At 71.8% G+C, this 24,406-nt stretch carries 18 protein-coding genes; 13 read left to right on the top strand and 5 right to left on the bottom strand.

Annotation, left to right across the window (positions count from 1 at the left end):
* Positions 1-86: 86 nt before the first annotated feature.
* Complete coding sequence (locus tag JK361_RS29550; RefSeq protein ID WP_201823832.1) at positions 87-620, bottom strand: TerD family protein; 534 nt, start codon at positions 618-620, stop codon at positions 87-89.
* 152 nt (positions 621-772) lie between these two features.
* Here JK361_RS29550 and JK361_RS29545 point away from each other — a divergent pair, with 152 nt between their 5' ends.
* The 3 genes from JK361_RS29545 (at position 773) to JK361_RS29535 (ending at position 3,105) form a co-directional block, all read left to right on the top strand.
* Complete coding sequence (locus JK361_RS29545; protein WP_201823831.1) at positions 773-1,378, top strand: YdbC family protein; 606 nt, start codon at positions 773-775, stop codon at positions 1,376-1,378.
* A gap of 149 nt (positions 1,379-1,527) precedes the next feature.
* The gene (locus JK361_RS29540; RefSeq protein ID WP_201823829.1) at positions 1,528-2,187 is read left to right on the top strand and encodes a histidine phosphatase family protein; all 660 of its coding nucleotides are present in this window, start codon (positions 1,528-1,530) and stop codon (positions 2,185-2,187) included.
* Positions 2,188-2,199: 12 nt separating this feature from the next.
* Positions 2,200-3,105, top strand: a complete 906-nt coding sequence (locus JK361_RS29535; protein ID WP_201823827.1) for an ADP-ribosylglycohydrolase family protein — start codon at positions 2,200-2,202, stop codon at positions 3,103-3,105.
* A 607-nt stretch (positions 3,106-3,712) separates the two neighbouring features.
* On the opposite strand, the gene JK361_RS29530 is transcribed toward JK361_RS29535, so the two are convergent.
* Entirely contained in the window at positions 3,713-5,263 is a 1,551-nt protein-coding gene (locus JK361_RS29530) for an MFS transporter (protein ID WP_201823982.1), read from the bottom strand.
* A gap of 182 nt (positions 5,264-5,445) precedes the next feature.
* Between JK361_RS29530 and JK361_RS29525 the strand changes: the two genes are divergently transcribed.
* The 3 genes from JK361_RS29525 to JK361_RS29515 all read left to right on the top strand — a co-directional run bounded on the left by JK361_RS29525 (position 5,446) and on the right by JK361_RS29515 (position 7,550).
* Positions 5,446-6,069, top strand: coding sequence for a TetR/AcrR family transcriptional regulator (locus JK361_RS29525; RefSeq protein ID WP_201823825.1), 624 nt, complete (start codon positions 5,446-5,448; stop codon positions 6,067-6,069).
* Between the two features lie 81 nt (positions 6,070-6,150).
* Positions 6,151-6,852, top strand: coding sequence for a ribonuclease HII (gene rnhB / locus JK361_RS29520; RefSeq protein ID WP_201823823.1), 702 nt, complete (start codon positions 6,151-6,153; stop codon positions 6,850-6,852).
* 68 nt (positions 6,853-6,920) lie between these two features.
* Positions 6,921-7,550: a hypothetical protein gene (locus JK361_RS29515; protein ID WP_201823821.1), complete on the top strand. Its 630-nt coding sequence runs from the start codon at positions 6,921-6,923 to the stop codon at positions 7,548-7,550.
* 418 nt (positions 7,551-7,968) lie between these two features.
* On the opposite strand, the gene JK361_RS29510 is transcribed toward JK361_RS29515, so the two are convergent.
* Together JK361_RS29510 and JK361_RS29505 are read right to left on the bottom strand one after the other, a co-directional pair.
* Positions 7,969-8,589 (bottom strand): hypothetical protein, encoded by a 621-nt coding sequence (locus tag JK361_RS29510; protein ID WP_201823819.1) that lies wholly within the window; start codon positions 8,587-8,589, stop codon positions 7,969-7,971.
* Between the two features lie 417 nt (positions 8,590-9,006).
* A complete protein-coding gene (locus JK361_RS29505) occupies positions 9,007-11,172 on the bottom strand; it encodes a RecQ family ATP-dependent DNA helicase (RefSeq protein ID WP_201823817.1) in 2,166 nt (721 codons plus the stop codon).
* Between the two features lie 141 nt (positions 11,173-11,313).
* Here JK361_RS29505 and JK361_RS29500 point away from each other — a divergent pair, with 141 nt between their 5' ends.
* The 7 genes from JK361_RS29500 to JK361_RS29470 all read left to right on the top strand — a co-directional run bounded on the left by JK361_RS29500 (position 11,314) and on the right by JK361_RS29470 (position 23,656).
* On the top strand, positions 11,314-12,882 hold the full coding sequence (locus tag JK361_RS29500) for a DUF4192 domain-containing protein (protein ID WP_201823815.1): 1,569 nt from the start codon (positions 11,314-11,316) through the stop codon (positions 12,880-12,882).
* Between the two features lie 815 nt (positions 12,883-13,697).
* Positions 13,698-15,824 carry a glycogen debranching N-terminal domain-containing protein gene (locus JK361_RS29495; RefSeq protein WP_372448752.1) on the top strand — a complete coding sequence of 709 codons (2,127 nt, stop codon included), beginning with the start codon at positions 13,698-13,700 and terminating at the stop codon, positions 15,822-15,824.
* Positions 15,825-15,974: 150 nt separating this feature from the next.
* A complete protein-coding gene (locus JK361_RS29490) occupies positions 15,975-16,733 on the top strand; it encodes an NUDIX hydrolase (RefSeq protein ID WP_201823811.1) in 759 nt (252 codons plus the stop codon).
* Positions 16,734-16,895: 162 nt separating this feature from the next.
* On the top strand, positions 16,896-19,628 hold the full coding sequence (locus tag JK361_RS29485; protein ID WP_372448751.1) for an ABC transporter ATP-binding protein: 2,733 nt from the start codon (positions 16,896-16,898) through the stop codon (positions 19,626-19,628).
* Between the two features lie 162 nt (positions 19,629-19,790).
* On the top strand, positions 19,791-20,678 hold the full coding sequence (locus JK361_RS29480) for a FadR/GntR family transcriptional regulator (protein ID WP_201823800.1): 888 nt from the start codon (positions 19,791-19,793) through the stop codon (positions 20,676-20,678).
* A 448-nt stretch (positions 20,679-21,126) separates the two neighbouring features.
* Complete coding sequence (locus JK361_RS29475; protein ID WP_201823798.1) at positions 21,127-22,668, top strand: RNA polymerase sigma factor; 1,542 nt, start codon at positions 21,127-21,129, stop codon at positions 22,666-22,668.
* A gap of 121 nt (positions 22,669-22,789) precedes the next feature.
* On the top strand, positions 22,790-23,656 hold the full coding sequence (locus JK361_RS29470) for a S1 family peptidase (protein ID WP_201823796.1): 867 nt from the start codon (positions 22,790-22,792) through the stop codon (positions 23,654-23,656).
* 100 nt (positions 23,657-23,756) lie between these two features.
* On the opposite strand, the gene JK361_RS29465 is transcribed toward JK361_RS29470, so the two are convergent.
* Complete coding sequence (locus JK361_RS29465) at positions 23,757-23,987, bottom strand: DUF7455 domain-containing protein (protein WP_199212290.1); 231 nt, start codon at positions 23,985-23,987, stop codon at positions 23,757-23,759.
* Between the last annotated feature and the right edge of the window lie 419 nt (positions 23,988-24,406).

Genomic DNA, 24,406 nt, shown 5'->3' with positions numbered 1-24,406 from the left:
CCGTTCCTGAAGTGAGGGGCGCCGGCCCGTGGCCGGCGCCCCTCACTCGTGCGGCGCGAGTGCGGTACGACCGCGGAACGAGGACGTCAGGGCTGGTGCGCCCTGCCCATGGCCCGGGTGAAGTCCGCCGGATCCTCGTCGAAGCCGTGCACCCCGGGCCGGAACGCCCACTCGCCGGAGTCGTCCCGCACGAACTCGGCGATCGTGGCGGCCGACGCCCCGGGCACCGAAGCGAAGTCGTCCTCCGCGAGCACGGTGTATCCCTCACGGATACGCATGGCGGGAGCCAGCACGTGGACGAACGTCTTGTGCTCGGACCGCTGTTGGATGACGACACCCACCACCACGCGCGCGTAGCGTTCGTGGAGCCGGTCCAGTTCGAGCGTCATGATCTCGTCCCAGCCGAAACCCTTGCCGTCCGTGCTGTCGCGGTTGAGGAGGATCGTGCCGTCCGGCGAGCGGCTGTCGAAGTGCACCAGATAGGCCGGAGTGCCGTACGCGTCATCGGACACGAAGGTCGCGGCGACGATGTCGAGATCGGTCGGCGGCTGACCCGCCGGACTGGGGTCCCACTTGAGCGCGACCTCGACCTTGCGGATTCCCTTGCTGAAGCCGGTCACCAGGCTTTTCCTTCCCCCTGTGGCTCGCTCGACCCCAACTCCCCTTCAGCCGGGGTTTCTTGTCCATCGTGCCATGTACGCGGGGGCGCATGCGCGGGCGATCTCCGCCGGAGCGTGACCGGCGCCACGCCCGGTGGCCTTACGATGGCGCGGTGCTGGTCAAGTGGATTCGCTGCACCGTGGTGGACCGCCGGGGCTTCGAGCGGGGGCAGCGAAAATGGGCGGGGCTTCTGGGAGAGCCGGGGTTTCGGGGACAGGGCGGGGGTTGGAGCCGGCAGCGGCCGGGAGTGGCGCACATCTTCGCCTTCTGGGAGAGCCGCGCCTTCTACGACTCCTTCATGGCCCGCTCCCACGACCGCCTCGCCACCGCCCAGTCCGGCACTTTCAAGGACGCCCAGGTCAAACTGTTCGAGTACCGCTTCGACGTGAAGACGGGCTTCGAGCCGCGCTTCACGGACACCGATCTGATCCGCGTGGCCCTGTGCCGGGTCCATGAGGAGCGCGTCGAGCACTACACGCTGATGCAGGAGAAGGTGTGGAACCCTGCGATGGCCGGTTCGCCCGGCATGATCCGCGGCATGTTCGCCGAGGCGCCCGAGCAGGAGTTCCTGATCCTCTCGATGTGGCGGTCGGCGGCCGAGCACGGGAAGTACCGCACCGAGCGCGTCGAACGCCTCGCCCTGCGTGCCCAGACCGAGGCGGACATCGCGTCGCTGTCCGGTGACCTCGTGGACCTGGAGCCGTCCTGGACGGTCTGAGACGGCATGGGTTTGACAATCAAACGTTGTGCCTGGTGTCCCCGCCCGGCGTGCCGGAAGCGGCTCCGGACGCGGGATCTTGTGTGACCTACGCTGTATGGAGCCCGTATGGGTGCTCGACTTCCCCCCGTTCGATCTAGGGTTTTGGCATGGCACGACCACGGCGCATCGTCCTTGTCCGGCACGGCGAGTCCACGGGCAACGTCGACGACTCCGTGTACGAGCGCGAGCCCGACCACGCCCTCGCGCTGACCGAGCGCGGACTGCGGCAGGCCGAGGAGACCGGTAAGAGACTCCGGGAGCTGTTCGGCCGGGAACGGGTGAGCGTGTACGTCTCCCCGTACCGCCGCACCCACGAGACGCTCCGCGCCTTCCACCTCGACCCCGACCTCATACGTGTCCGGGAGGAGCCCCGACTGCGCGAGCAGGACTGGGGCAACTGGCAGGACCGCGACGACGTGCGCCTCCAGAAGACCTACCGCGACGCGTACGGTCACTTTTTCTTCAGGTTCCCGCAGGGCGAGTCCGGCGCCGACGTGTACGACCGGGTCGGCGGCTTCCTGGAGAGCCTCTTCCGCAGCTTCGAGGCCCCCGACCATCCTCCGAACGTCCTCCTGGTGACCCACGGGCTCGCGATGCGGCTGTTCTGCATGCGCTGGTTCCACTGGACGGTCGCGGAATTCGAGTCCCTGTCCAATCCCGGGAACGCCGAGGTGCGGATGCTCGTTCTGGGAGAGGACGGCAAGTACGGGCTCGACCGGCCCTTCAAACGCTGGCGAGAACCTGTCCCCTACTGGGTGACCGGATAGAGTGGCAGAGCGATGACCGCTGACTCCTCTTCCCTCGGGCGCCTGGAGCGCGCCCTGGCGAGCCTGCACGGACTGGCCGTGGGGGACGCGCTGGGCTCCCAGTTCTTCGTTCCCGCGAACCACCCGCTGCTGAAGCGCCGCGAACTGCCCCCCGGGCCGTGGCAGTGGACGGACGACACCGAGATGGCCTGCTCCGTGGTCGCCGTCCTCGCCGACCACCACCGCATCGACCAGGACGCACTCGCCCGCTCCTTCGCCGAGCACCACGACTTCGACCGCGGCTACGGCCCCGCCGTCAACCGGCTGCTGCGCCTGGTCCGGGAGGGGGAGGACTGGCGCCGTCTGGCCGCCGAACTCTTCAACGGCCAGGGCTCATGGGGAAACGGCGCGGCGATGCGGATCGCGCCCCTGGGTGCGTGGTACGCGGACGATCCCGAGCAGGCGACCCACCAGGCGGAGATCTCGGCCTATCCCACGCACCAGCACCGGGAGGCCGTGGTCGGGGCCATGGCCGTGGCCGCGGCGGCGGCTCTGGCCGGCTCGCAGGACGGGCCGCCCGCCCCCGAGGCCCTCCTCGACGGCGTCATCGCACTCGTGCCGAAGAGCGCGGTCGGCCAGGGCCTCCGCCGCGCCCGGGACATGCTCGACTACGGCGACGCGGCCACCGTGGCGGCCGTACTCGGCTGCGGACGCCGTACGACCGCCCATGACACCGTCCCCTTCGCCCTGTGGTCCGCCGCGCGGGCCCTCGGCGACTACGCCACGGCGTTCTGGACCACGGCTCGGGTCGGCGGGGACGTCGACACGACCTGCGCGATCGTGGGCGGCGTGCTCGCCGCGGGCAAGGCGGGGACGCCGCCCGCCGAGTGGGTGCAGCGCACCGAGGCGCTGCCGGACTGGGTGCCCACGGGGATCTGACGGGCCCCTGCCCGGGGATGCCCGTGTCGCGTCGGTTGCCCCGGCCTGGGTGTCCGAGTCGGCCCGCGTGCCTGTGCCGGCCTGCGTTCGCTCGTCGGCCTGCGTGCCCGTGGCGGCCTGCGTCCGCGGGGCGGCCGGCGTGTCCGTGCCGGCCGGCCTGCGCTCGGGGGCCTGCGTCCGCGTGGCTGCCTGGGTTTCCGCGGCGGGCTGCGTGTCCGGGCCGGCCTGGGCGACCTGCGCGAACCGCGTCCGCCAAGTTCCGTGTCGACCCTGAGGAAACTCTCCGTGCGCGATGGGAACTGTCCGTCACCATCGCTCGTTGTCCCGGCATCCGCTGTTCGCCGCGTCCGCGGCCGGGGAGACCGGCGGAGCCTGCCGACGAGGGATGGGGGTGGTGCAGATGACGTCCGTGGCACGGATGCCGGTGCCGTACGCGGAGCCGGACCCGGTCCCGGGCCCGGCTCTGTTCCCGGTCGTCTGTCCGGCCTCCCTTCCGGCGCTGCGATGGACGCTGGTGGCTGTTATGCGGCCGGCCGGACCGCCGCGTGCGCCGTCCCCACCCCGGCGGCGGTTCGGCCGGCCACCGCTCCTCGTGGTTCGGCCGGCCTCAGCCCATGTGCGGGGCCGATGCGCCCGAGAGGGAGTCGAGGTCGGACTTGCGGACCCTCAGCACCAGCCAGGCGGTGAGGAAGGCGAGCGCGGCCATGGCGGCGGCGGGTATGAAGGCGGTGGAGATGCCGTGCGCGAGCACCTCGTTGCCCCAGGGCCCGGGCAGCTGGTGCGTCTTGGCGAACTGCGCCTGCTGCTCCGGCGAGGCGTCGGAGAGGAACTTCGGCAGCTGCTTCTTCGCCTCGTCCGTGCTGGCCGAGCCGAAGACGGTCGTCAGGATGGACAGCCCGAGCGAACCGCCGACCTGCTGCATGGCGTTGAGCAGCCCGGAGGCCGCACCCGCCTCGTGCTGGGCGACACCGGACACGGCGGTGACTGTGGCCGTCACGAAGTTCAGGCCCATACCGAGGCCGAACACCAGCATCGGGCCCAGGACTCCGCTCACGTAGGTGCTGTCGGGCTGGATGAAGCTCTGCCAGATCAGCCCGACCATCACGAGTGCCGAACCGGTCATCATGAACGGCTTGGGGCCGAGCACCGGCAGGAAGCGCTGCGACACACCCGCACCGGTCGCGATCGCGACGGTCACGGGAAGGAAGGCGACGCCGGCCTTGATGGCGCTGTAGCCGAGCACGTTCTGCACGAACAGCACGATGTAGAAGAACATGCCGAACATGGCCGCAGCCAGGCACAGCATGATCACGTATGTGCCCCACCGGTTCCGGTCGGCGAACATCCGCAGCGGGGTGATCGGCTCCCTGGCCCGCATCTCGGTGAGGACGAAGGCGCACAGCAGCACCACGGCCGCGCCGAAGGAACCGAGGGTCAGCCCGTCCCGCCAGCCGTCCTCCGCGGCGCGGATGAACCCGTACACCAGCGAGGCCATGCCGACCGTGGAGGTCAGCGCGCCGGTGATGTCGAAGCGCCCCGGATGCCGCTGGGACTCGTTGATGTACAGCGGCGCGAGCACCGCGATCAGCACACCGATGGGTACGTTGACGAACAGCACCCACCGCCAGTCGAGCCAGTCCGTGAGCATGCCACCCGTGAGCAGTCCGATGGCGCCACCGCCGGCGGACACGGCGGCGAACACACCGAAGGCCCGGTTGCGTTCGGGGCCCTCGGGGAAGGTCGTGGTGATCAGTGCCAGTGCCGTGGGGGACGCGATCGCGCCGCCCACGCCCTGCAAGGCCCGTGCGGCCAGCAGTTGCCAGGGTTCCTGGGCCAGACCGCCCAGCAGCGAGGCGAACGTGAACAGCAGGATGCCGGTCATGAACACCCGGCGGCGGCCGAGGATGTCTCCGGCCCGTGCACCGAGAAGCAGCAGACCGCCGAAGGTGAGCGTGTAGGCGCTGACCACCCAAGTCAGATCGGTCGTGCTGAACTTGAGGGCTTCTTGAATGTGCGGGAGTGCGATGTTCACAATCGTCGCGTCCAGTACCACCATGAGCTGGCAGGCCGCGATGACGGTGAGTGCGATGCCGGGATGCCCCTCCCGGCGGGCCACGCCCGGTTTCTGGTCGTCCTTGAGCAACTGAGAGGTCGTCACCATGGGTCCCCCCTGAAGGCGTTAGTGAACGCCCGCGTTCACTTTCCCGTCCAAGGTAGTGAGTTCTTAACAGTGAACGCAAGCGTTCACTTAGTCGTGCGCCGCGTCTGCGTCCCCCTCTTGCTGCAGCGCGGTGGCACTCCCCCGGAACACCCGCTTCTTTTGCATGCTGGAGAACACGGATGGTTACCTCGCGCTGGATGGCCGCGCCTGCAGGGGCGGCTTCCCCCCGTCGGCGCGGAGCGGTGCTGGAGCGCGCGATCCTCGACGCCGCCCTGGAAGAGCTCGGCACGGTCGGCTGGAAAGGGCTGACCATGGAGGGCATCGCGGCCCGTGCCCATACGGGCAAGGCGGCGGTCTACCGTCGCTGGCCCTCCAAGGAGGATCTGGTCGCGGACGCTCTGGTGTCCGGCCTCCCCCGGGTGGAGAAGGCTCCCGACCTCGGAAGCGTGCGCGAGGACCTTCTCGCCCTGTGCCGGCAGGTGCGGCAGAGCATGTATTCGCGGCCCGGGATCGCACTGCGATCGATCATTCACGAATGCGATCACATGCAGGCGGAGCGTTTCGCTGGGTTGATCGTCGGGAGCGTGGTAGAGCCAACCGTGGAGCTGCTTCGCGACGTTATCGATCGCGGAATAGGGCGAGGAGAGGTCCGTCCGGACGCGGCCAACGGATATGTCTTCGATGCCATCCCGGCCATGATGATGTACCGGTCCAAGATGTGCGGCAGCGAATGGAGTGACCGGGATCTGGAAGAGATGGTCGACCTGCTGATGCTCCCGCTGCTGCGGCCGTACGGGGCGTGATCGCGCACGCCGGCGCTCTCGGTGCCGGTGGGGTGACCGGGGTGTCGCCCGGCGATCCCGGCGGCGTACGCTAAGGGCGCCATGCCGTACGAACCGCCTACTCACACCGTCGAGCGCTCCCTGCGCGCCACGACCGGAGCCAAGGTCATCGCTGGTGTCGACGAGGTGGGGCGCGGCGCCTGGGCCGGCCCCGTCACTGTCTGCGCGGCGATCACCGGACTGCGCCGCCCGCCCGCGGGGCTCACCGACTCCAAGCTGCTGACGGTCAAGCGCCGCACGGAACTCGCCGAGACGCTTCAGTCATGGGTGACGGCCTACGCGCTGGGGCATGCTTCCCCCGAGGAGATCGACGACCTGGGGATGACGGCCGCGCTGCGGCTTGCCGCGGGCCGCGCTCTGGACGTCCTGCCGGTCCGCCCCGACGCCGTGATCCTCGACGGGAAGCACGATTACCTGGGCGCCCCCTGGAAGGTACGCACGGTGATCAAGGGCGATCGCTCGTGTGTGGCTGTCGCTGCGGCGTCGGTGATCGCCAAGGTTCAGCGCGACAAAATGATGGCCGAACTGGGTATCGACCATGCACACTTCGGTTTTGCGGACAACGCCGGGTATCCGTCGCCGGTGCACAAGGCAGCACTGGCGGAGTGGGGGCCCACCCCGCAGCACCGTTTGTCGTGGGCGTATCTTGATGCGTTGCCTCAGTGGCGGCACCTCAAGAAGGTCCGCAGCTGGGCGGACGGAAGCGTTCCGGAAATTGAAGGTCAGCTCGGCTTCGATTTCTGACGGTTCCGCTCGCACTGATGTGCCACCCGGTCATCCGCGTCGCACCAACGTTTGATAAATATCAGCTCATGCCTCTCATTCCCGAGGAGCCTCAGATTCACGAGAGTGCCCAGGGTCCCCGCGCCACTCCGGCCAGTGGCCGTACCGCGCCGACCCCTCGCCCCGTACCCGGCCCCCGTCCCGCGGCTCCGTCCCGCCCCGGTCGTCCCGGCCCTCTGCGGCCCACGCCGCCGGTGCAGCGCACGCCGCGTGACGTGGTTCCGGCCAAGCCAGGCCTCTCCGGCCCGGCCACTCCCGCCGCTACGGCGAACCCGCAGATCCAGCTGGTCCCGGCCTCGGCCGAGGGCGCGCTCGACGCCGCCGAAGAGGCGGTGGACCTGCTCCTGGACTCGGGCCGTGCCCCCGGCGACGTGCTTGTGATCACCACTGGTGCCCAGCACCCGTGGGCGGAGCACGAGCTGTCCTTCGGCGAAGCGTCCTACTGGGCGCAGCTCGACGCCGGTGACGACGTCTTCTACGCGGACGCCGCCATGGCCTCCCGCGCCGGGTCCCGCCCGGTGGTCGTCGTGGCCGTCAACGGAGGCCCCGCCACTGCCGCTGCCACCGCCCTGCCGCTGGCTCACTCGCAAGCCGGTGCACTGCTGATCGTCTGCGGCGACCCGCAGCAGATCAACTCGGTGCTGGGCGCCGGCGTCTGAGTCGCGTCCGGCGCCTCGGGAACACCGAGGCGCCGAGGGAGCCGCTCCGGCGGAATCCGCACGGTGCGGCTTTTGGCGTGCCTGGACGACGGATCGCGGCCGTGCCGCCGGCGGAGCTGCTCTTCCGGGGACGCGGGAGAGGAGTACGGCAGCGGAACGTCCCGCGGTCCTGCTCCCGGTCGCCACGACGATGCGTGGCATGGCCGGACAGGAGGCCCTGCCGGCACGGCCGAGAACGAGCGAGCGACCGTGCGAGGGCCCACCGGGAGCACGAGCCGCAGGTCCGCCGGCCCCGCGCGTGGGGCCGGCTGCGCCCCTCGGCGGTGCTTGCGGCGCCCGCTGGTCCGGCCGGAGGATGCCCGCCGGCCGGGTTGTGCCGTCGGTGGTACGGGCCGCCGTACCACCCGAGCCGCGCAGGTCAGCGAGCGGCTGCCCGGCGCAGCACCTCGGAGACGGGCCCGCCCGTGCGCGGTACGAGCGGTGGGGCCTCCGACGTGGCGAAGGGCTCGGGAGCGGAGTGCGCGTTGGGCCGGCGTCCGCCGCGTCCCTCGCCGAGGACCTGCCAGCCGTCGTGCGTCAGCGTGATGTACGCCCCGCAGCGCAGCCCGTGCAGCGTGCAGGCATCGCGCAGCCCCCACATCCAGGCGCCGTCCTCCTCGGTCCAACGCGCCTCGCCCTCACGGCAGTAGAGCAGCACAGCCGTGCGCACGGGGGTGCGGCGACGCAGGTCGTGCGGAATCACCCGGCGCAGCTGGGCCAGCAGCGCGTTGCGGAACATCCAGCCGTCGGCCGGCGTGGGACGGCGCGTGAACGAGGCGCTGGCCCGCAGCCGCTCGTCCGGGTCGAGAACCGCCACGATCGCCGTGAGAGGCTTCGGCTCGTGACGGGCATGCAGCCCGCTGACGACCTCACGGGGGTTGCGCAGCAGTGGGATCCCGGCGGAGGCCCACTCCGCCGGCTCGAGCAGGCGACTGGCGGAAGCGGCGGACGCTGACGTCGACAACGAGGCCGCCGAGGACGATGCGAATCCGAAGGTCACGTTCCTCCCTTCGGCTACGCGCCCATACTGCGGGCGAGGTCGGATTCGGGGGAGCGCGCACCGCAACGGAACCCAACCGGGTCACGGACGAGTCGTGCGGGTAGCGGACCTCAATTCTTCCCGTCGAACTTGGATGCGGCAACGAGCAATTGGGGCCGCCGACTGTTATCTGGCGGTGCGTGGCTTATATCCCTACCCAAAGGTTTGGCGGATGACGCCTGAGGAGCCCCGCCACGCTCCGACGAGCCGTCCCGAGCCGCTGTGTGAGCGCTCCCGCAGGGCAAGGACCAGCAGCAACGCACCGCTTGTCCTGTACGACGAGGGACCAGCGGCGCCCCCGGCTCGTCCTGCATGGCGAGCAACCAGCGGCACCCCCGGCTCGTCCGGGACGGCGAGGAGCCGGCGGCGACGCACCCCTCATCCCTGCACGGCGAGAACCAGCGGCAGCACGCCGCGGGCTCCGGACTTCCGGAGCAGCCGTGCCGCGATCGCCAGCGTCCAGCCCGTCTCCGTGAAGTCGTCGACCAGCAGCACCGGACCGTCGGCCTCGGCGAGTGCCGACGCGAGAGCGGGCGGCACCGTCAACGCACCGTCGAGCGCCTTCAGTCGCTGCGCACTGTTGCTGCGTGGCGACCGGGGCGTGTCCGCCGCGTACTCCACGGAGCCGAGCAGGGGGAGCCTGCCGATCTCGGCGATACGGGCGCCCAGGGAGCGGATGAGCTGGGGGCGGCTGCGCGAGGCCACCGTGACCACGCCCACCGGACGGGCGGCCGCGTCCGGCTCACCCGAGGCCCAGCCGCCGGGGCCCCGCGCCCAGCCGGCCAGTACGTCGACCACAGCGCGCGCCACGTCGTCGGGCACCGCGGCGTCCGGTGTCTGGGGCGCGAGCAGCGGACGCAGCCGGTTGCCCCAGCCGATGTCCGACAGACGCCCCAGAGCACGGCCCGGCGAGGCCTGATCCCCGGCCGGAATACGTCCCTTGAGTTCGATGCCGATGGCCGGCAGCCCGGTCGGCCACATGCGACGGGGTTCCACTTCCACCCCGGCACGGCCGAGGTCGCTCCGTGCGGCGTCCAGGGCAGCCGGGGACAGGCCGGAGGTGAAGCGAGGTTCCGCACAGTTGTCACAGCGGCCACAGGGTTTGGCGCCCTCGTCGTCCAACTGGCGCTGCAGGAACTCCATCCGGCACTCGGTGGTGGTCGCGTACTCGCGCATCGCCTGCTGCTCGGCCGCGCGCTGCCGGGCCACCCAGGCGTAGCGCTCGGCGTCGTACGACCACGGCTGTCCGGTGGCGACCCAGCCGCCCTTGACCCGGCGCACGGCCCCGTCCACGTCGAGGACCTTGAGCATGGTCTCCAGGCGCGAGCGGCGCAGCTCGACCAGCGGTTCCAGCGCGGGCAGGGACACGGGCCCGTCCGCTCGGGCGAGGACGTCCAAGGTGCGCCGGACCAGGTCCTCGGAGGGGAAGGCCAGCGACGCGAAGTACTCCCAGATCGCCTCGTCCTCCTTGCCCGGCAGCAGCAGTACCTCGGCGTGTGCGACGCCGCGACCGGCCCTGCCGACCTGCTGGTAGTAGGCGATGGGAGAGGAGGGCGAGCCGAGATGGACGACGAATCCGAGATCCGGCTTGTCGAAGCCCATGCCGAGCGCGGAGGTGGCGACCAGGGCTTTGACGCGGTTGGCGAGCAGGTCGTCCTCCGCCTGCTGCCGGTCGGCGTTCTCCGTCTTGCCCGTGTACGAGGCGACGGTGTGCCCGCGCTGCCGCAGGAAGGCGGTGACCTCCTCGGCGGCGGCGACGGTGAGTGTGTAGACGATGCCGGAGCCCGGCAGGTCGTCGAGATGGTCGGCGAGCCACGCCATCCGGTGCGCGGCGTCCGGCAGTCGCAGCACGCCGAGGCTCAGGCTGTCCCGGTCCAACGGCCCGCGCAGCACCAGCGCGTCGGACGTGCCGCCCGTGCCGAGCTGCTCGGCGACGTCCGCGGTCACCCGCGCGTTGGCCGTGGCGGTGGTGGCCAGCACGGGGACGCCGAGCGGGAGGTCGCCGAGCATGGTCCGCAGCCGGCGGTAGTCGGGGCGGAAGTCGTGGCCCCAGTCGGAGATGCAGTGGGCCTCGTCCACGACCAGCAGGCCGGTGGCGGCGGACAGCTTGGGCAGGACCTGGTCACGGAAGTCGGGGTTGTTCAGCCGCTCCGGAGAGACGAGCAGCACGTCCACGGCGCCCGCAGCGATCTCGGCCTGGACGGACTCCCACTCCTCGGTGTTGGCGGAGTTGATGGTCCGGGCGTGGATACCGGCCCGGCCCGCGGCCTCCACCTGGTTGCGCATGAGCGCGAGCAGGGGCGAGACGATGACCGTGGGCCCGCTTCCTCCGGCCCGCAGCAGTGAGGTCGCCACGAAGTACACCGCGGACTTGCCCCAGCCCGTGCGCTGTACGACCAGGGCCCGGCGCCGGTCGGCGACCAGTGCCTCGATCGCCCGCCACTGGTCCTCCCGCAGCCGGGCGGTGCCCGTGGCATCCCCGACTAGCCGGGCGAGGACGGCGTCCGCCTGTGCCCGGAGATCCGCGTTGCTCGTGTGCTCCATGCGTTCCATACAACAGGACGGGACCGACAACGGGCGGGCCCGGGCCGGTTCTGTGGACGACGGCGGGGGCTTTGTCGTGTCCCTGATCCGACTTATCCACAGGTTCAAGCGGACTCACAAGATCCGCGGGATCGTCGGCGCATGACGAATCACAGCGAAGCCATCGGACCCTTCGGAAACAACGACATCCCGGGGCAGGAGCCGCCGGCCGGGCCGGCCGAGCACACCGCACAGGTCACCCTGCGCACTCCGGCCGAACTCGCCGACGCCCTGCCCTACCTGCTCGGCTATCGCCCGGAGGACAGCATGGTGCTCGTCGCCCTGCACGACCGCGGCGGCCGAGGCAGGTTCGGCGGCCGGGCCCGGCTCGGCATCCCCGCGAGCGAGGAGGACTGGGAGGCGGCCGCCCGGCAACTGGCCCGCGGGCTGGTGACCGGCAGCGAGCGGCGCGGCACCCGGCCCGAGCGGATGGTGGCCTACGTCTGCCAGGAACCGGGCCCTGGAGAGTCCGGTCGCGACGTCAAACGACGGCTGGAGGGGCTGGCCCAGCTGATGCGCACCGAGTGCGGCAGCCTCGACGTGCCGGTGATCGAGGCCCTGTGCATCTCGGACGGCCGCTTCTGGTCTTACTGCTGCCCGGCGAAGGACTGCTGTCCCGACGACGGCTCCCCGATGGGCCTGCCCGGCACTTCCGTGCTCGCCGCGGCCGCCACCTACGCCGGCATCCAGGTGCGCGGCACCCTGAGGGAACTGCGCGCGAGGCTGCAACCCTGGGAGACCACCGCGGCTCTGGGGCAGGAGATCGCCCTGGACGCGGCCGGTATGAGCCTGGTGCCCCGCATCCTGGACGAGACGGCCCGTAAGGAGGTGGCGGAGGAAACCCTCGCTTGCGCCGAGCGGGCCATCCGCCGCTTCGCCGCGGCGGCACCGGTCTCCGGCGCGCATCCGGCGGACGTACGCGACGACGGGCTCCTCGGAGACGACGAGGCGGCGACCATGATCCTCGGGCTTCAGGACCGCACGACCCGCGACAGGGCCGCCGCCTGGATGGAGGGGGACGAGGCAGGTCCTGCGCTCCGGCTCTGGCGTGCCCTGGCCCGCCGCTGCGTCGGGCCCTACAGCGAGCACGCCGCCGCACCGCTGACCCTCGCGGGCTGGGTCGCCTGGTCCACGGGTGACGAACTGGAGGCGCGAGAGGCATTGGCCATGGCCCTGGGCGCGGACCCCGACTACCTCTTCGCCCGGCTGCTGCACCAGGCATGCAACGAGGGCCTGGATCCCGAAGCGGTCCGTCGCTGCCTGCGCGCCGACAGCACGCGACACACGCCCGGACAGAGCACCGAACCCACGCGCCAGGCGCCGGAACACACGCAGCAGGCGCAGCGGCCCGCTCTCGCCGAGTCCCCGCAGTCTCACACCCCGGCGCCCGGAAGCTCGACGGACGACCGGAGGCCCGGCTCCCGCACCGGCGTGCAGCGTCGTCGCCGGGCGCGCGGCGCGGACGGCGACGACGGCCGTCACCCGGCCCGGGCGAAGGCCGGCCGACGCAGGCCGGCCGACTCCCGTCCCCGCTCGTCCGCCGCCGAGGCCACGCGGCCCGGCACCCACGGCCCGCGCACCACGCGTACGCGTGCGACGGCCTTGGACGACGCCACGACCAGCGGCGTCCCGTCGGACAGCGGCCGCCCGCCGGCCGAGGGGGACGGATGAGCATGGGCCGACCCGAGTCCGGGCGGCCGCGGCCCTCGCCGGAATGGCCGAAGGCGCGCACGCGGAGACGGCCTTCGCCGGAGTGGCCGGAGTGGGCGGAGAGCCACCCATGGAGAGGGCCTTCGCCGGGCTGGTCGGAGGGCCGTCCACCGAGACGCTTCGACCGGAATGGTCGGAGGACCGTCCATGGAGATGGCCTTGGCCGGAATGGTGGGAGGGCCGCTCATGAAGATGGCCTTCGCCGGGCTGGTCGGAGGGCCGCCCATGGAGATGGCCTTCGCCGGGCTGGTCGGAGGGCCGTCCACGGAGACGGCCTTCGCCCGAACGCCGGAGGGGCGCCCAAGGAGACCGTAGGAGGCCCCGCGCGCCACCGGAGCGAACTCCCAATGCGGTGTCGTGCTCAATGGGGGCTGGCGAGCCTCCGCACGGCACCCGGGCGAGTTCCCGGTGCGTACCGGGGTCGCCTGGGGGAGGCCCCGCGCGCCACCGGAGTGAACTTCCGGTGCGGTGCCAAGACCGACCTGGTGGGGAGTGCGCCGGCGGACACTCCCGTCGGCCGGTCACGCCACCGTTCGGTCGGCTTCCCCCTCACGAGCCGTGACCCGGGCGAGTTCCGTTCCGTTCACCTGAGTGGCGGAACGCCTGGACGGGCTCAGCCGCCGTACTTCCCCTACTCCATGGGGCAGGGGCGACCCACCGGCCGCGCAGCACGTACGAGGCGCACCGAGCACAGAAGAAGCCACGCCATGCACCAGCAGCCGACTCCACCCTCCACCGCCGGCGACCGTCCGCCCCGGGGCCGGCACGGGCCGTTCATGACGGACGGCCCCCGCCCCCGCACGCCCAAGACCCCCAGCCCTCCACTTCCGCCGTCCGTGGGAGCACGTTCTCAGCCCCCGGCCGGCCACGACGGCCACCCTTTCCCCCTCCCCGCCCGGCCGAACCGGCCCGCAGCGGCCCCGCCGCCACGGACACCCCCGGCCACCCGCCCGGCGCCCGGAGGCGTGCCGACCACGCACTCGGCGCTGATCTGCGTGGCACTTCCCGGCCTCGCCATCTCCGGCGAGCGGGGACAGCTGGCGGGCCTGGGCCTGGACGGGTTCTACCGAGGCGGTAGGCGGCTGCTCTCCCGATGCCAGGTCCGGGTGGCGGGGCGTGAACCGCTGCCGGTGCTGGCGAGGATGACCGGAGCCGACAGCGCCCGCTTCGTGGGCACGCTGCGCGCCTCCCCGGCAGCCGGCCCCGACCCCGACGTCGTGGTCGAACGCACACGCCACGCCGACGGAACCGAACGGATCACACTCCGCAATGCGGCCATGCGCGCACTGCGCCTGCCCGTCGAGGTCGCCCTCGGCACCGACCTGGCGGAACTCGGCGCCATCGCCGCCGGTGCGGCGGGGTCCGAACTCCCGGCCAGCGTCCACGACGCGGGTCTGCGCTGGGCCACGACCGACGCCGCGGCCTGCGTCACCGCCGATCCGCCGCCCTCAGACGCCCTGGCTTCCGCCGGCCTGCTGCGCTGGGAACTGGAACTGCCACCTGGCGAGGCGGCAGTCGTGGAACTCAGAGTGCGGCTCGAAGGCGCGGGCCCGCTACGTGCCGCGGGACATGCCGTCACCAACCCGCTCGCCCCCGCGCGGGCGGAGGGCGACGACACCCGGCTGGCCCCGCTGCTGGACTCGGCCGTCGCCGACCTCCGGGCACTGCTCCTGCGGGACCCCGCACACCCAGCCGACACCTACCTCGCGGCGGGCGCCCCCTGGCGCTGCGGCATGGCTCCGGCCGAAGCCCTCGCCGCCGCCCGTATGACGCTGCCCCTGGGCACCCGCCTCGCCGCGGGCACCCTGCGCGTCCTGGCCCGCACCCAGCTCCCGGGACCTGGCACCCGGGCCGGACTGATCCCCGGCCCACGACGCGACGCCGGCCCGCACCTCCCGCCGAGCTGCACGGCAACGGAGGCCACACTGCTCTTCCCCGTCCTGCTCGCCGAAGCCCGCCGCTGGGGGCTGCCCGACCAGGAGACGGAGGAACTGCTGCCCGCGGCCGAGCGCTGCCTGACCTGGCTGCGGACCACCGTCGGCGACGGCACCTACCTCTCCGACCCGCACCCCGCGGGCCCGGTCCGCTGCGAGACCCAGGCCCACGCACATCGCGCCGCCCTGCTCGGCGCCGACCTCCTCGAAGCCTGTGACAGACCGGGCGCCACGGAGTTGCGCCGATGGGCCGAGACCCTCAGGGCGGCCTTTCGGTCCGGCTTCTGGCTCGAGGACCGCGGCGGACGCCCGGCAGCGGCCCTGGCACCGGACGGCCGGCCCGTGCCCCACCTGAGCGCCAGCGCCGTCCACCTCCTCGACACCGGTCTGCTCGGTGCCGGCCGGCTCGCTCCGGGCCTGCTCGACAAGGTGCGGACCGAACACCTCGCCCGGCTGCTCGGCACACCCGCCATGGACGCGGGCTGGGGACTGCGGAGCCTCGGCACCAAGGAGGCGGGACACAACCCGTTCGGTCACCGGACAGGGGCGGTGCGGGTCCAGGAGACCGCACTCGCGGTCGCCGGACTGGTGGCAGCCGGCTACGAGAAGGAAGCCGTCGGCCTGCTGAAGGGCCTGCTGGAAGCGGCGGAACACTTCGGGCACCGACTGCCGGAGATGTTCGCGGGCGAACAGCGCTCAGCCGGTTCCGCACCCCTTCCGCACCCCGCGGCCTGCCGCCCGGCGGCCACCGCAGCGGCCTGCGTGATCCTGCTGCTCACCGCCCTCACCGGCATCCGTCCCGACGCCCCGGCCCGCACGGTCACCTTGCGGCCCGTGCGGAGCGCCCCGCTCGGCGAACTCGGCCTCAGCGGACTGCGTGTCGCGGGCGCCCCCTTCGCCGTGCGCGTCAGCAGGCTGGGGCTCGCGATGGTGGAGGAGGCGGCGGACGGCCTGCAACTGGGCACGTGACGTTCCCGGACGCGAAGGATGACCACGGAGGACGCCACCGGGTCGACCGACACGAGCCGGACCGCCTCCCATGGCCGCAACGAAGCGGAACCGGCCGATGCGACCGAGCAGGGGAGTGTTTATCGTCAGGCAGACGACTATGATCGCCGCATGCCCTACGACCCGTCAGCGTTTCCGCCCTTCGCCGTCACTGTGGACCTGGTCGTACTGACCGTGCGCCGCCACTCCCTGTGCGCGCTCGCGGTACGCAGGGGCGAACCCCCCTTCCAGGGGCGCTGGGCGTTGCCCGGGGGCTTCGTACGGGACGACGAGGACCTGTCCCAGGCCGCGGCGCGCGAGCTGGCCGAGGAGACAGGGCTGTGCGCCCACGATCCCTCGGCTCCGGCCCAGGACAACGGAGCCCACTTGGAGCAGCTCGCCACCTATGGCGACCCCAAGCGGGACCCCCGCATGCGCGTGGTCAGCGTCGCGCACCTCGCGCTCGCGCCCGACCTGCCCGCACCGCGGGCCGGCGGCGACGCCGGCGACGCGCGCTGGGCGCCGGTCGAAGAACTTCTCCAGCAGGGCGGTTACGGCCGCGAAGGCGAGCCCCTGGCGCCGCTCGCCTTCGACCACGCCCAGATCCTCGCCGACGGAGTGGAACGCGCCCGCTCCAAGATCGAGTACTCGTCACTGGCCACCGCCTTCTGCCCGCCCGAATTCACCGTCGGGGAACTACGCCGCGTGTACGAGGCGGTATGGGGAGTGGCACTCGACCCGCGCAATTTCCACCGCAAGGTCACCGGAACCCCCGGCTTCCTCGTCCCGACAGGAGGGACGACCACGCGCCAGGGAGGCCGGCCGGCCCAGCTCTTCCGGGCCGGAGGCGCCACCCTGCTCAACCCGCCGATGCTGCGGCCCGAGGTCTGAGCCGAGGGACGGCGGCCGCGCCCGGCAGTGGGCTCGCCGGGGGCCGGTGCTGAGCGCCGGTTCCATCGAACGGCGGACAAGAGCGGGGCCCGGCCGCACGGTATTGTCCCGCAAGCCGCCTTATACCGGAAAAAACGGATATGTCGCGCTATCTTGCTGCAGGTGATCCAGGCCTTCGGACTGACCAGCAATCCCCGCAAGGCGCATCCGCCCGCCGTCGACGACGTCTCCTTCGAAGCGCGCGCCGGGCACGTCACCGCGCTCCTCGGGGGCGCCGACGCGGGTAAGACGACGACGCTCAGACTGATGCTCGAGCTTCAACAGGGGCGCGGCAGCACCTACTTCAGGGGCCGGCCACTGCACCGGATCGCTCATCCGTCGCGCGAAGTCGGGGTGCTCCTCGGCGACGTACCGGGCCATCCGGCCCGCTCGGTCCGCGGCCATCTGCGCATGCTGTGTGCGGCGTCGGGAGTCCCCGCGCGGCGAGCCGACGAAGTCCTCGAAGTGGTCGGGCTCGTCAGCTTCCGCGAGGAGCGCCTCGGCGCGCTGTCGCGCGGCATGGACCGTCGACTCGGCCTGGCCTGCGCCCTGCTGCCCGACCCGCACACGCTCGTCCTGGACGAACCCACCGACGGCCTTTCCGCCCGGGAGGCCCAGTGGCTGCACGGCATGTTGCGGGCGCATGCCGCCCAGGGCGGCACGGTGCTGTTCACCACGGCCGACCCGAAGGAGGCCGCACGCACCACCGACCGGGTCGTCACGCTCGACGGCGGCAGAGTCGTCGCCGACCAGGAGGCCAGGGCGTTCGCCCGCACCCGGCTGCGTCCGCGCGTGGCCGTCCGCAGCCCCCACGCCGTACGCCTCGCGGCCCTCCTCGCCAAGGAGGCCCGCACTGCTCGTCGCTCCGTCGAAGTCGTACGCGAGGGCGGCAACCGCCTCTCGGTGTACGGCAGCACGACGGCCGACGTCGGTGAGATCGCGTTCCGCAACGGGATCCTGGTCCATCAACTGGCCGACGAGGTCGGCGACATGGGGCCGGGGGCCGGAGCCGACGGCGGGGCGTGGTCCGCCGAGTCCCGGCAGGCCGTACCGGACGCGCCGCAGGCGGACCGGCAGGCCACGCCGCAGCGCACGGAGGCGGAGCGGAACCCGGTGGCCTCCGACGTCCCGCACCGGAAGCGGCAGCGCGCCTCGGCCGGCCATGTGCGGGCGGGGAGCGGAGGCGGGGTGCCCGACGGCACGGCGCCGGAACCCACATCGGAAGCCGGCCGGGGCGCACTCGTCGGCTCACCCGAAGGCCCTGGCCGCGTCGCCGACGCACCGCCGGCGGAATCTGTGCCCGCAAGGCCCACGGCACCGCGGGAGGCCACGACCGCCGGTTTCCCGGTGGCGGAGCGGCGTACCGCGGAGCCGGTGGGGGAGCGGCGTACCGCGGAGCCGGACACCGAGGAACTCGACCTCTCCCTGGCCGAGGCGGTCTTCGGCCGGCCCGTGCCGGGATCGGGCAACCGGGGATCAGGGCTGCCGTCCGAGAACGCCACGGCAGCCGGGCAGCCGCCGGGACAGCGCGAGCACACCCCGGCCGACCCGTCGGCGACGGAGGCGGAGCGGGCCCGGAGCGGCCTGCATCCGGTCGCCGAAGGGCAGTCGGCGCCCGGCCCTTCGGCGCCGGAGCGGGTGTGCGCCACCGACGACGCGCGGCCAGCGCCCGGCCGGGTCCTTGAGCAAGGACCCGAGCCGGATCGTCCGGTGACCTTCTCCGGCACCCCGGTTCACGACGCGTCGGCGGCCGCCGCGGCCTCCTCGGCCGACGGCACGGCGAACGGCCTCACCGACTCCGGTGAGGAGAGCGCGGCCGGCGCGACGCCGGGCAGACCCGACGGCCGGTCCGCGGACCCGACGCCCGTCCCGAAAGCCGGTCTCAACGGGGTCGCCGCTGCCGTCGAAACGCAGACCAGTGGCACGGGCGGACCCGCAGCGACCATCGCCGGTGCCCGCACCCTTCTGCCCGGGGCCAGGAACCCCGGCGCCCGGCAACCGCAGACCGGCCGCGCCACCCCTGCCGACGGAGCCCGCGCCCAGGCCGCCTCCTCCTCTCTCCCGCCCCCCATCCCCGTCCGCCCCGCCCGCAGCCCCCTGCGTCCGCTCCGCTACGAGATCCGGCGTGCCGCCGGCATCGGCACCGGCTTCCTCACCTGCGGCGCCGTACTGGTCGTGTCCGCGCTCACCGCCGTACTCCTGGCGCGGATCGGTCACACCCCGCAGGCCCGGCTGTTCGCCGCATGGCCGCGGGAGCTGCCGCTGCCACCCGCGGCGCTCGCGGCGGGGCTGCTCGGAGCTCTGGCCTTCGGGGACGAGTTCCGCCACCCCGCCCTGGCGGCGGACCGCGGCACCGTCCCCCGCCGGCTGGGGCTGCTCACCGCGAAACTCCTCGTCTCCGGAGCCACCGCGGCGCTGCTCGCCTTCCTCACCCTGGGCTGCGACGCCGAAGTGCTCTACGTCGTCTACGGACGGGAGCTGACAGAAGTTCCCGCGGACTGGCTTTCGCTGACCGCGAGTTGGTTCGGGCTGGTCGTCGGCTGCGCCTGGGCCGGTGTACTGGCGGCCGGTGTGTTCCGGTCCACGACGGCCGGACTGGCCGCCGTCCTCGCCGTACCCGTCCTCGGCGTGCCCGTCGTGCACAAGGCGCTGCAGGGGCCGGCCACGAGGATGGCGGCCGACTTCCCCGTGCGGCTGCACGAGGTGCTTCTGCTGCAGTGGCCCTTCGGAGGGGAGCGATTTCTGCTCGCGGCCGCGCGGGTGCTCGCTCAACCGGTGGCATGCGCACTGGCGTTGTCGCTCGCGGGGCTCCTCTGCGCTTACTTCCTCACTGCCCTGCGTACCAGGTTGCGATGACAGCCGCCCGCCCGCTTCCGTTCCTGCTCTGCGCACAACTCCCCGCAGAAAGCCCATTTCTTTCCGATAAGGCGTCAATTGCGACGCTGTGAGCGATCACCCTTTCGTGTGCTTTTCACCAAAGACCTCAAGGGAGTTGAAGGCGGCGCCGACAAAGGATCCGTGAGTACCCTTGCGCACACCATGATGACCGCCGCCCGCTCCGCCGACTCAGGTCTGGCCGGCCCGGGCGAACTCGACCGCTACCCCTACGCCGAGGCCCCGGTGACCGACCGCGTCGGTACGCCCGTCTGGGACGGCGGGGACCCGGAGCTGGGCCGTGTCGGCCGGCGGGCCGCGGGCAGCCGCGGACGCGGGCTGCACGGACAACTCGTCCAGCAGCTGGGACAGATGATCGTCTCCGGCGACCTGGGCGCGGACCGTCCGCTGGTGCCGGAGGAGATCGGCCAGCGCTTCGAGGTCTCCCGCACCGTCGTCCGCGAGTCCCTCCGCGTCCTCGAGGCCAAGGGCCTGGTCAGTGCCCGCCCGAACGTCGGCACGCGCGTGCGTCCCGTCAGCGACTGGAACCTGCTCGACCCGGACATCATCGAGTGGCGGGCCTTCGGGCCGCAGCGCGACGACCAGCGCCGGGAACTGAGCGAGCTGCGCTGGACGATCGAGCCGCTCGCCGCCCGCCTCGCCGCCGGGCACGGACGCGAGGAGGTGCAGCAGCGTCTCTGCGACATGGTCGAGATCATGAGCCACGCCATGGCCCAGGGCGACGCGCTCACCTACTCGCGGGCCGACACCGAGTTCCACGCGCTGCTCATCCAGATCGCGGGCAACCGCATGCTGGAGCACCTCTCCGGCATCGTCTCGGCGGCGCTCCAGGTCTCCGGCGGTCCGGTCACCGCTTGTGACCGGCCGAACGAGGCGTCCCTCGCCCAGCACGCGCGGATCGTCGACGCGCTCGGCACCGGCGACGGCACGGCGGCGGAGACGGCCATGCGCCAGCTGCTCACGGTCCACCCCGAGGTGGAGCGTGTGGTGCCCGCCCCGCGCGAGCACTGACCCCGCGAGGGGCGCGGTGCGGTCGCCGGTGTGCGGCGTCCTCGTGGTGCTCGTGGCGGCACCGGGCCGGGTACCGGTCGTCGCCGGACCCCGCCGGACCATCTGGGGTCCGGCGGGGTCCGGCGAGGTCCGGCAGTGCAACGGATCGCCCTGGTCAAGGACGGGGGACCGGGACACAGGCGACTGATGATCTTATTTGTGCATGTCTGACAGCTTTTGACCGCTTACGGGGTGTGACTCGGGCCACGTAGATTGGGCGTAACGCTCGTGGAGACAGCGCGATGACCTAAGAGGTGACAGCCGCGGAGGGAATACGGACGCCATGCAAGGCGCTGTGAATCTTCCCGGCCCCCGCCCGCGCCGTCGGCCCATCCCCAGGCCGGTGGTCGGCTCCTGTCCGCAGTGGACGGTGCCGGAAGCCGTTTTCCAACGTTCCGAGAGGTTGTTCGTGTCGGCCAGCACATCCCGTACGCTCCCGCCGGAGATCGCCGAGTCCGTCTCTGTCATGGCGCTCATTGAGCGGGGAAAGGCTGAGGGGCAGATCGCCGGCGACGATGTGCGTCGGGCCTTCGAAGCTGACCAGATTCCGGCCACTCAGTGGAAGAACGTACTGCGCAGCCTCAACCAGATTCTTGAGGAAGAGGGTGTGACGCTGATGGTCAGTGCCGCAGAGCCCAAGCGCACCCGCAAGAGCGTCGCAGCGAAGAGCCCGGCAAAGCGCACCGCCACCAAGACGGTCGCGGCGAAGACGGTGACCACCAGGAAGGCCACCGCCACCACGGCGGCCCCCGCGATGCCCGCCGCTCCGGCCGCAGCCGATTCCGCCGAGGAAGCCGCACCCGCCAAGAAGGCCGTCGCCAAGAAGGCGACCGCCAAGAAGACGGTCGCCAAGAAGGCCGTCGCGAAGAAGACGGCCGCCAAGAAGACCGCGGCCAAGAAGGACGACGCCGAGCTTCTCGACGAAGAGGTACTCGAGGACACCAAGGTCGCCGACGAGCCGGAGGGTGCCGAGAGCGCCGGCTTCGTCCTGTCCGACGAGGACGAGGACGACGCGCCCGCGCAGCAGGTCGCCGCGGCCGGCGCCACCGCCGACCCGGTCAAGGACTACCTGAAGCAGATCGGCAAGGTCCCCCTGCTCAACGCCGAGCAGGAGGTCGAGCTGGCCAAGCGCATCGAGGCGGGCCTGTTCGCCGAGGACAAGCTGGCGAACGCCGACAAGCTCGCGCCGAAGCTCAAGCGTGAGCTGGAGATCATCGCCGAGGACGGCCGCCGCGCCAAGAACCACCTCCTGGAGGCCAACCTCCGTCTGGTGGTCTCCCTGGCCAAGCGCTACACCGGCCGCGGCATGCTCTTCCTGGACCTCATCCAGGAGGGCAACCTCGGTCTGATCCGTGCGGTCGAGAAGTTCGACTACACCAAGGGCTACAAGTTCTCCACGTACGCCACCTGGTGGATCCGTCAGGCGATCACCCGCGCCATGGCCGACCAGGCCCGCACCATCCGTATCCCGGTGCACATGGTCGAGGTCATCAACAAGCTCGCGCGCGTGCAGCGCCAGATGCTCCAGGACCTGGGCCGCGAGCCCACCCCGGAGGAGCTGGCCAAGGAACTCGACATGACCCCGGAGAAGGTCATCGAGGTCCAGAAGTACGGTCGTGAGCCCATCTCCCTGCACACTCCGCTGGGCGAGGACGGCGACAGCGAGTTCGGTGACCTGATCGAGGACTCCGAGGCCGTCGTGCCCGCCGACGCGGTCAGCTTCACGCTCCTCCAGGAGCAGCTGCACTCCGTGCTGGACACCCTGTCCGAGCGCGAGGCCGGCGTCGTCTCCATGCGTTTCGGTCTCACCGACGGTCAGCCGAAGACCCTCGACGAGATCGGCAAGGTGTACGGCGTGACGCGTGAGCGCATCCGCCAGATCGAGTCCAAGACCATGTCGAAGCTGCGCCACCCGTCGCGTTCCCAGGTGCTGCGCGACTACCTCGACTAGGTCGCGGTCGTACGACGGCGAAGGCCCGGTTCCCCTCGCGGGGCCGGGCCTTCGTGCTGCGCGCTTGCGCCCGGTGGATCACTCTTGGTGCCCCAGGATGACCTCAGAGTGAGGAGCACGCATGCGCCGTTCCGTCGCCCGGGCGCTGATCCGGCCACTGGTTCTGGTGGCCACCGTTGCCTCGATACCCCTGGTGAGCGCGGCTCCCGCGGTTGCCGACAGTGTGGTGGTCGGGGGGTTCCCGATAGATGTTTCCCAGGCCCCGTGGACGGTGGCGCTGGCCAGCCGTGACCGGTTCGGAGGTATGCGGGCCGGGCAGTTCTGCGGTGCCGTGGCCGTGGGCCGCAGCACGGTGCTCACCGCGGCCCACTGTCTGTCCGAGGACGTCCTCGGGGCACCGCCGAACCGGGTGCCCGACCTCAAGGTCATCGCGGGCCGCACGGATCTGCTGTCACCGCAGGGCGAGGAGATCGCCGTGCGGGACGTCCGGGTCAACCCCGGGTACGACGTCGGGACCAACTCCGGCGACTTCGCGGTCCTCACACTGGACGGCTCGCTGCCGCAGAGTGCGGTCGTCCCCATGGCGCGCGCGGGTGACCCGGCCTACGGGCCCGGCACGGAGGCAATGGTGTCCGGATGGGGCGACGCGACCGGCGGAGGGGACTACGCGCGTCGGCTGCGCGCCGCACGCGTGCGCGTGCTCCCTGACGAGCTGTGCGCCCGCGCCTACCCCGGCGGCCCCGACGGCACCTATCAGGCGGGCACCATGCTGTGCGCCGGTGAGGCCGCCGGCGGCCCCGACGGCTGCCAGGGGGACAGTGGTGGGCCTCTGGTGGCCGCGGGACGGCTGATCGGCCTGGTGTCCTGGGGAAGCGGCTGCGGGCAGCCGGGGCTCCCCGGCGTCTACACGCGCGTCTCCGAGGTCGTACGGATGCTGGAACCGGCGGTAGGGGGCCGGGCCGCCGGCGCGCCCGACGGAGAGGCCTGAGCGGGCGCGGGGGCATGAGCACGGGCGGCCACTCCTGGTATGAGGAGTGGCCGCCCGTTCACCGGCCTGTGCCGGGGCTGGCTCGTCGGGTGTGCGAGATTCAGCGCTCTTCTTCGGAAGCGGTGCTCGGAGCGGACGTGAGCCGCTCCGTCTCGTCCTGTATCTCAGCGGCGATCTTCTTGAGTTCCGGCTCGAACTTGCGACCGTGGTGGGCGCAGAAGAGCAGTTCTCCGCCGCTGAGCAGGACGACGCGCAGGTATGCCTGGGCGCCGCAGCGGTCGCAGCGATCGGCGGCCGTCAGCGGGCTCGCGGGGGTCAGAACAGTAGTCACGTCGCCTCTTCTCTAGCTCGACGAGCTGTCGTACCAGGGTCAACATCCAACCAGCCCGAAAACGTTCCCGCTCGTGGCTTTTCCTCGAAAAAATCTTTCGGGGCGGCTGTCTGCTGCCGGTTGGCGGCGAATGTGCCGTATTGCGTGTCTTGGATGCGTACGGGTTCGCGCTGTCTTGCTTGCTGTCTCGTCCTCCCGGCTGGGTTGCCGGTTGTTCATGAGGACGTGCCCGGAGCCTAAATGGTTCATGCCCCGAAGGGAACGTGATATGTACTTCACTCCATCGAGGGATCGAACACTCATGCGAGTCTGGACTAGTGTGAGTTCCCGACGAGGGTGGCGTTACACCGGCTCTACCAGGGCTCGGTACCCTCTGTGCGGCGACCGAAGCCGCCCCCTTACCCAAAAGGGGGTCACCT

Source organism: Streptomyces musisoli (assembly GCF_016741855.1).
In the GTDB taxonomy this organism is placed as follows: Bacteria; Actinomycetota; Actinomycetes; order Streptomycetales; family Streptomycetaceae; genus Streptomyces; species Streptomyces musisoli.
This window is presented reverse-complemented; position numbering and strand designations above follow the sequence as displayed.

Bases quoted from the DNA above. Each gene is read 5' to 3' on its own strand.
- JK361_RS29515 (WP_201823821.1), top strand. From the start codon at position 6,921: ATGCCTCTCATTCCCGAGGAGCCTCAGATTCACGAGAGTGCCCAGGGT.
- JK361_RS29500 (WP_201823815.1), top strand. From the start codon at position 11,314: ATGACGAATCACAGCGAAGCCATCGGACCCTTCGGAAACAACGACATC.
- JK361_RS29490 (WP_201823811.1), top strand. From the start codon at position 15,975: ATGCCCTACGACCCGTCAGCGTTTCCGCCCTTCGCCGTCACTGTGGAC.
- JK361_RS29470 (WP_201823796.1), top strand. From the start codon at position 22,790: ATGCGCCGTTCCGTCGCCCGGGCGCTGATCCGGCCACTGGTTCTGGTG.
- JK361_RS29505 (WP_201823817.1), bottom strand. From the start codon at position 11,172: ATGGAGCACACGAGCAACGCGGATCTCCGGGCACAGGCGGACGCCGTC.
- JK361_RS29495 (WP_372448752.1), top strand. From the start codon at position 13,698: ATGACGGACGGCCCCCGCCCCCGCACGCCCAAGACCCCCAGCCCTCCA.
- rnhB (WP_201823823.1), top strand. From the start codon at position 6,151: ATGCCGTACGAACCGCCTACTCACACCGTCGAGCGCTCCCTGCGCGCC.
- JK361_RS29540 (WP_201823829.1), top strand. From the start codon at position 1,528: ATGGCACGACCACGGCGCATCGTCCTTGTCCGGCACGGCGAGTCCACG.
- JK361_RS29535 (WP_201823827.1), top strand. From the start codon at position 2,200: ATGACCGCTGACTCCTCTTCCCTCGGGCGCCTGGAGCGCGCCCTGGCG.
- JK361_RS29525 (WP_201823825.1), top strand. From the start codon at position 5,446: ATGGTTACCTCGCGCTGGATGGCCGCGCCTGCAGGGGCGGCTTCCCCC.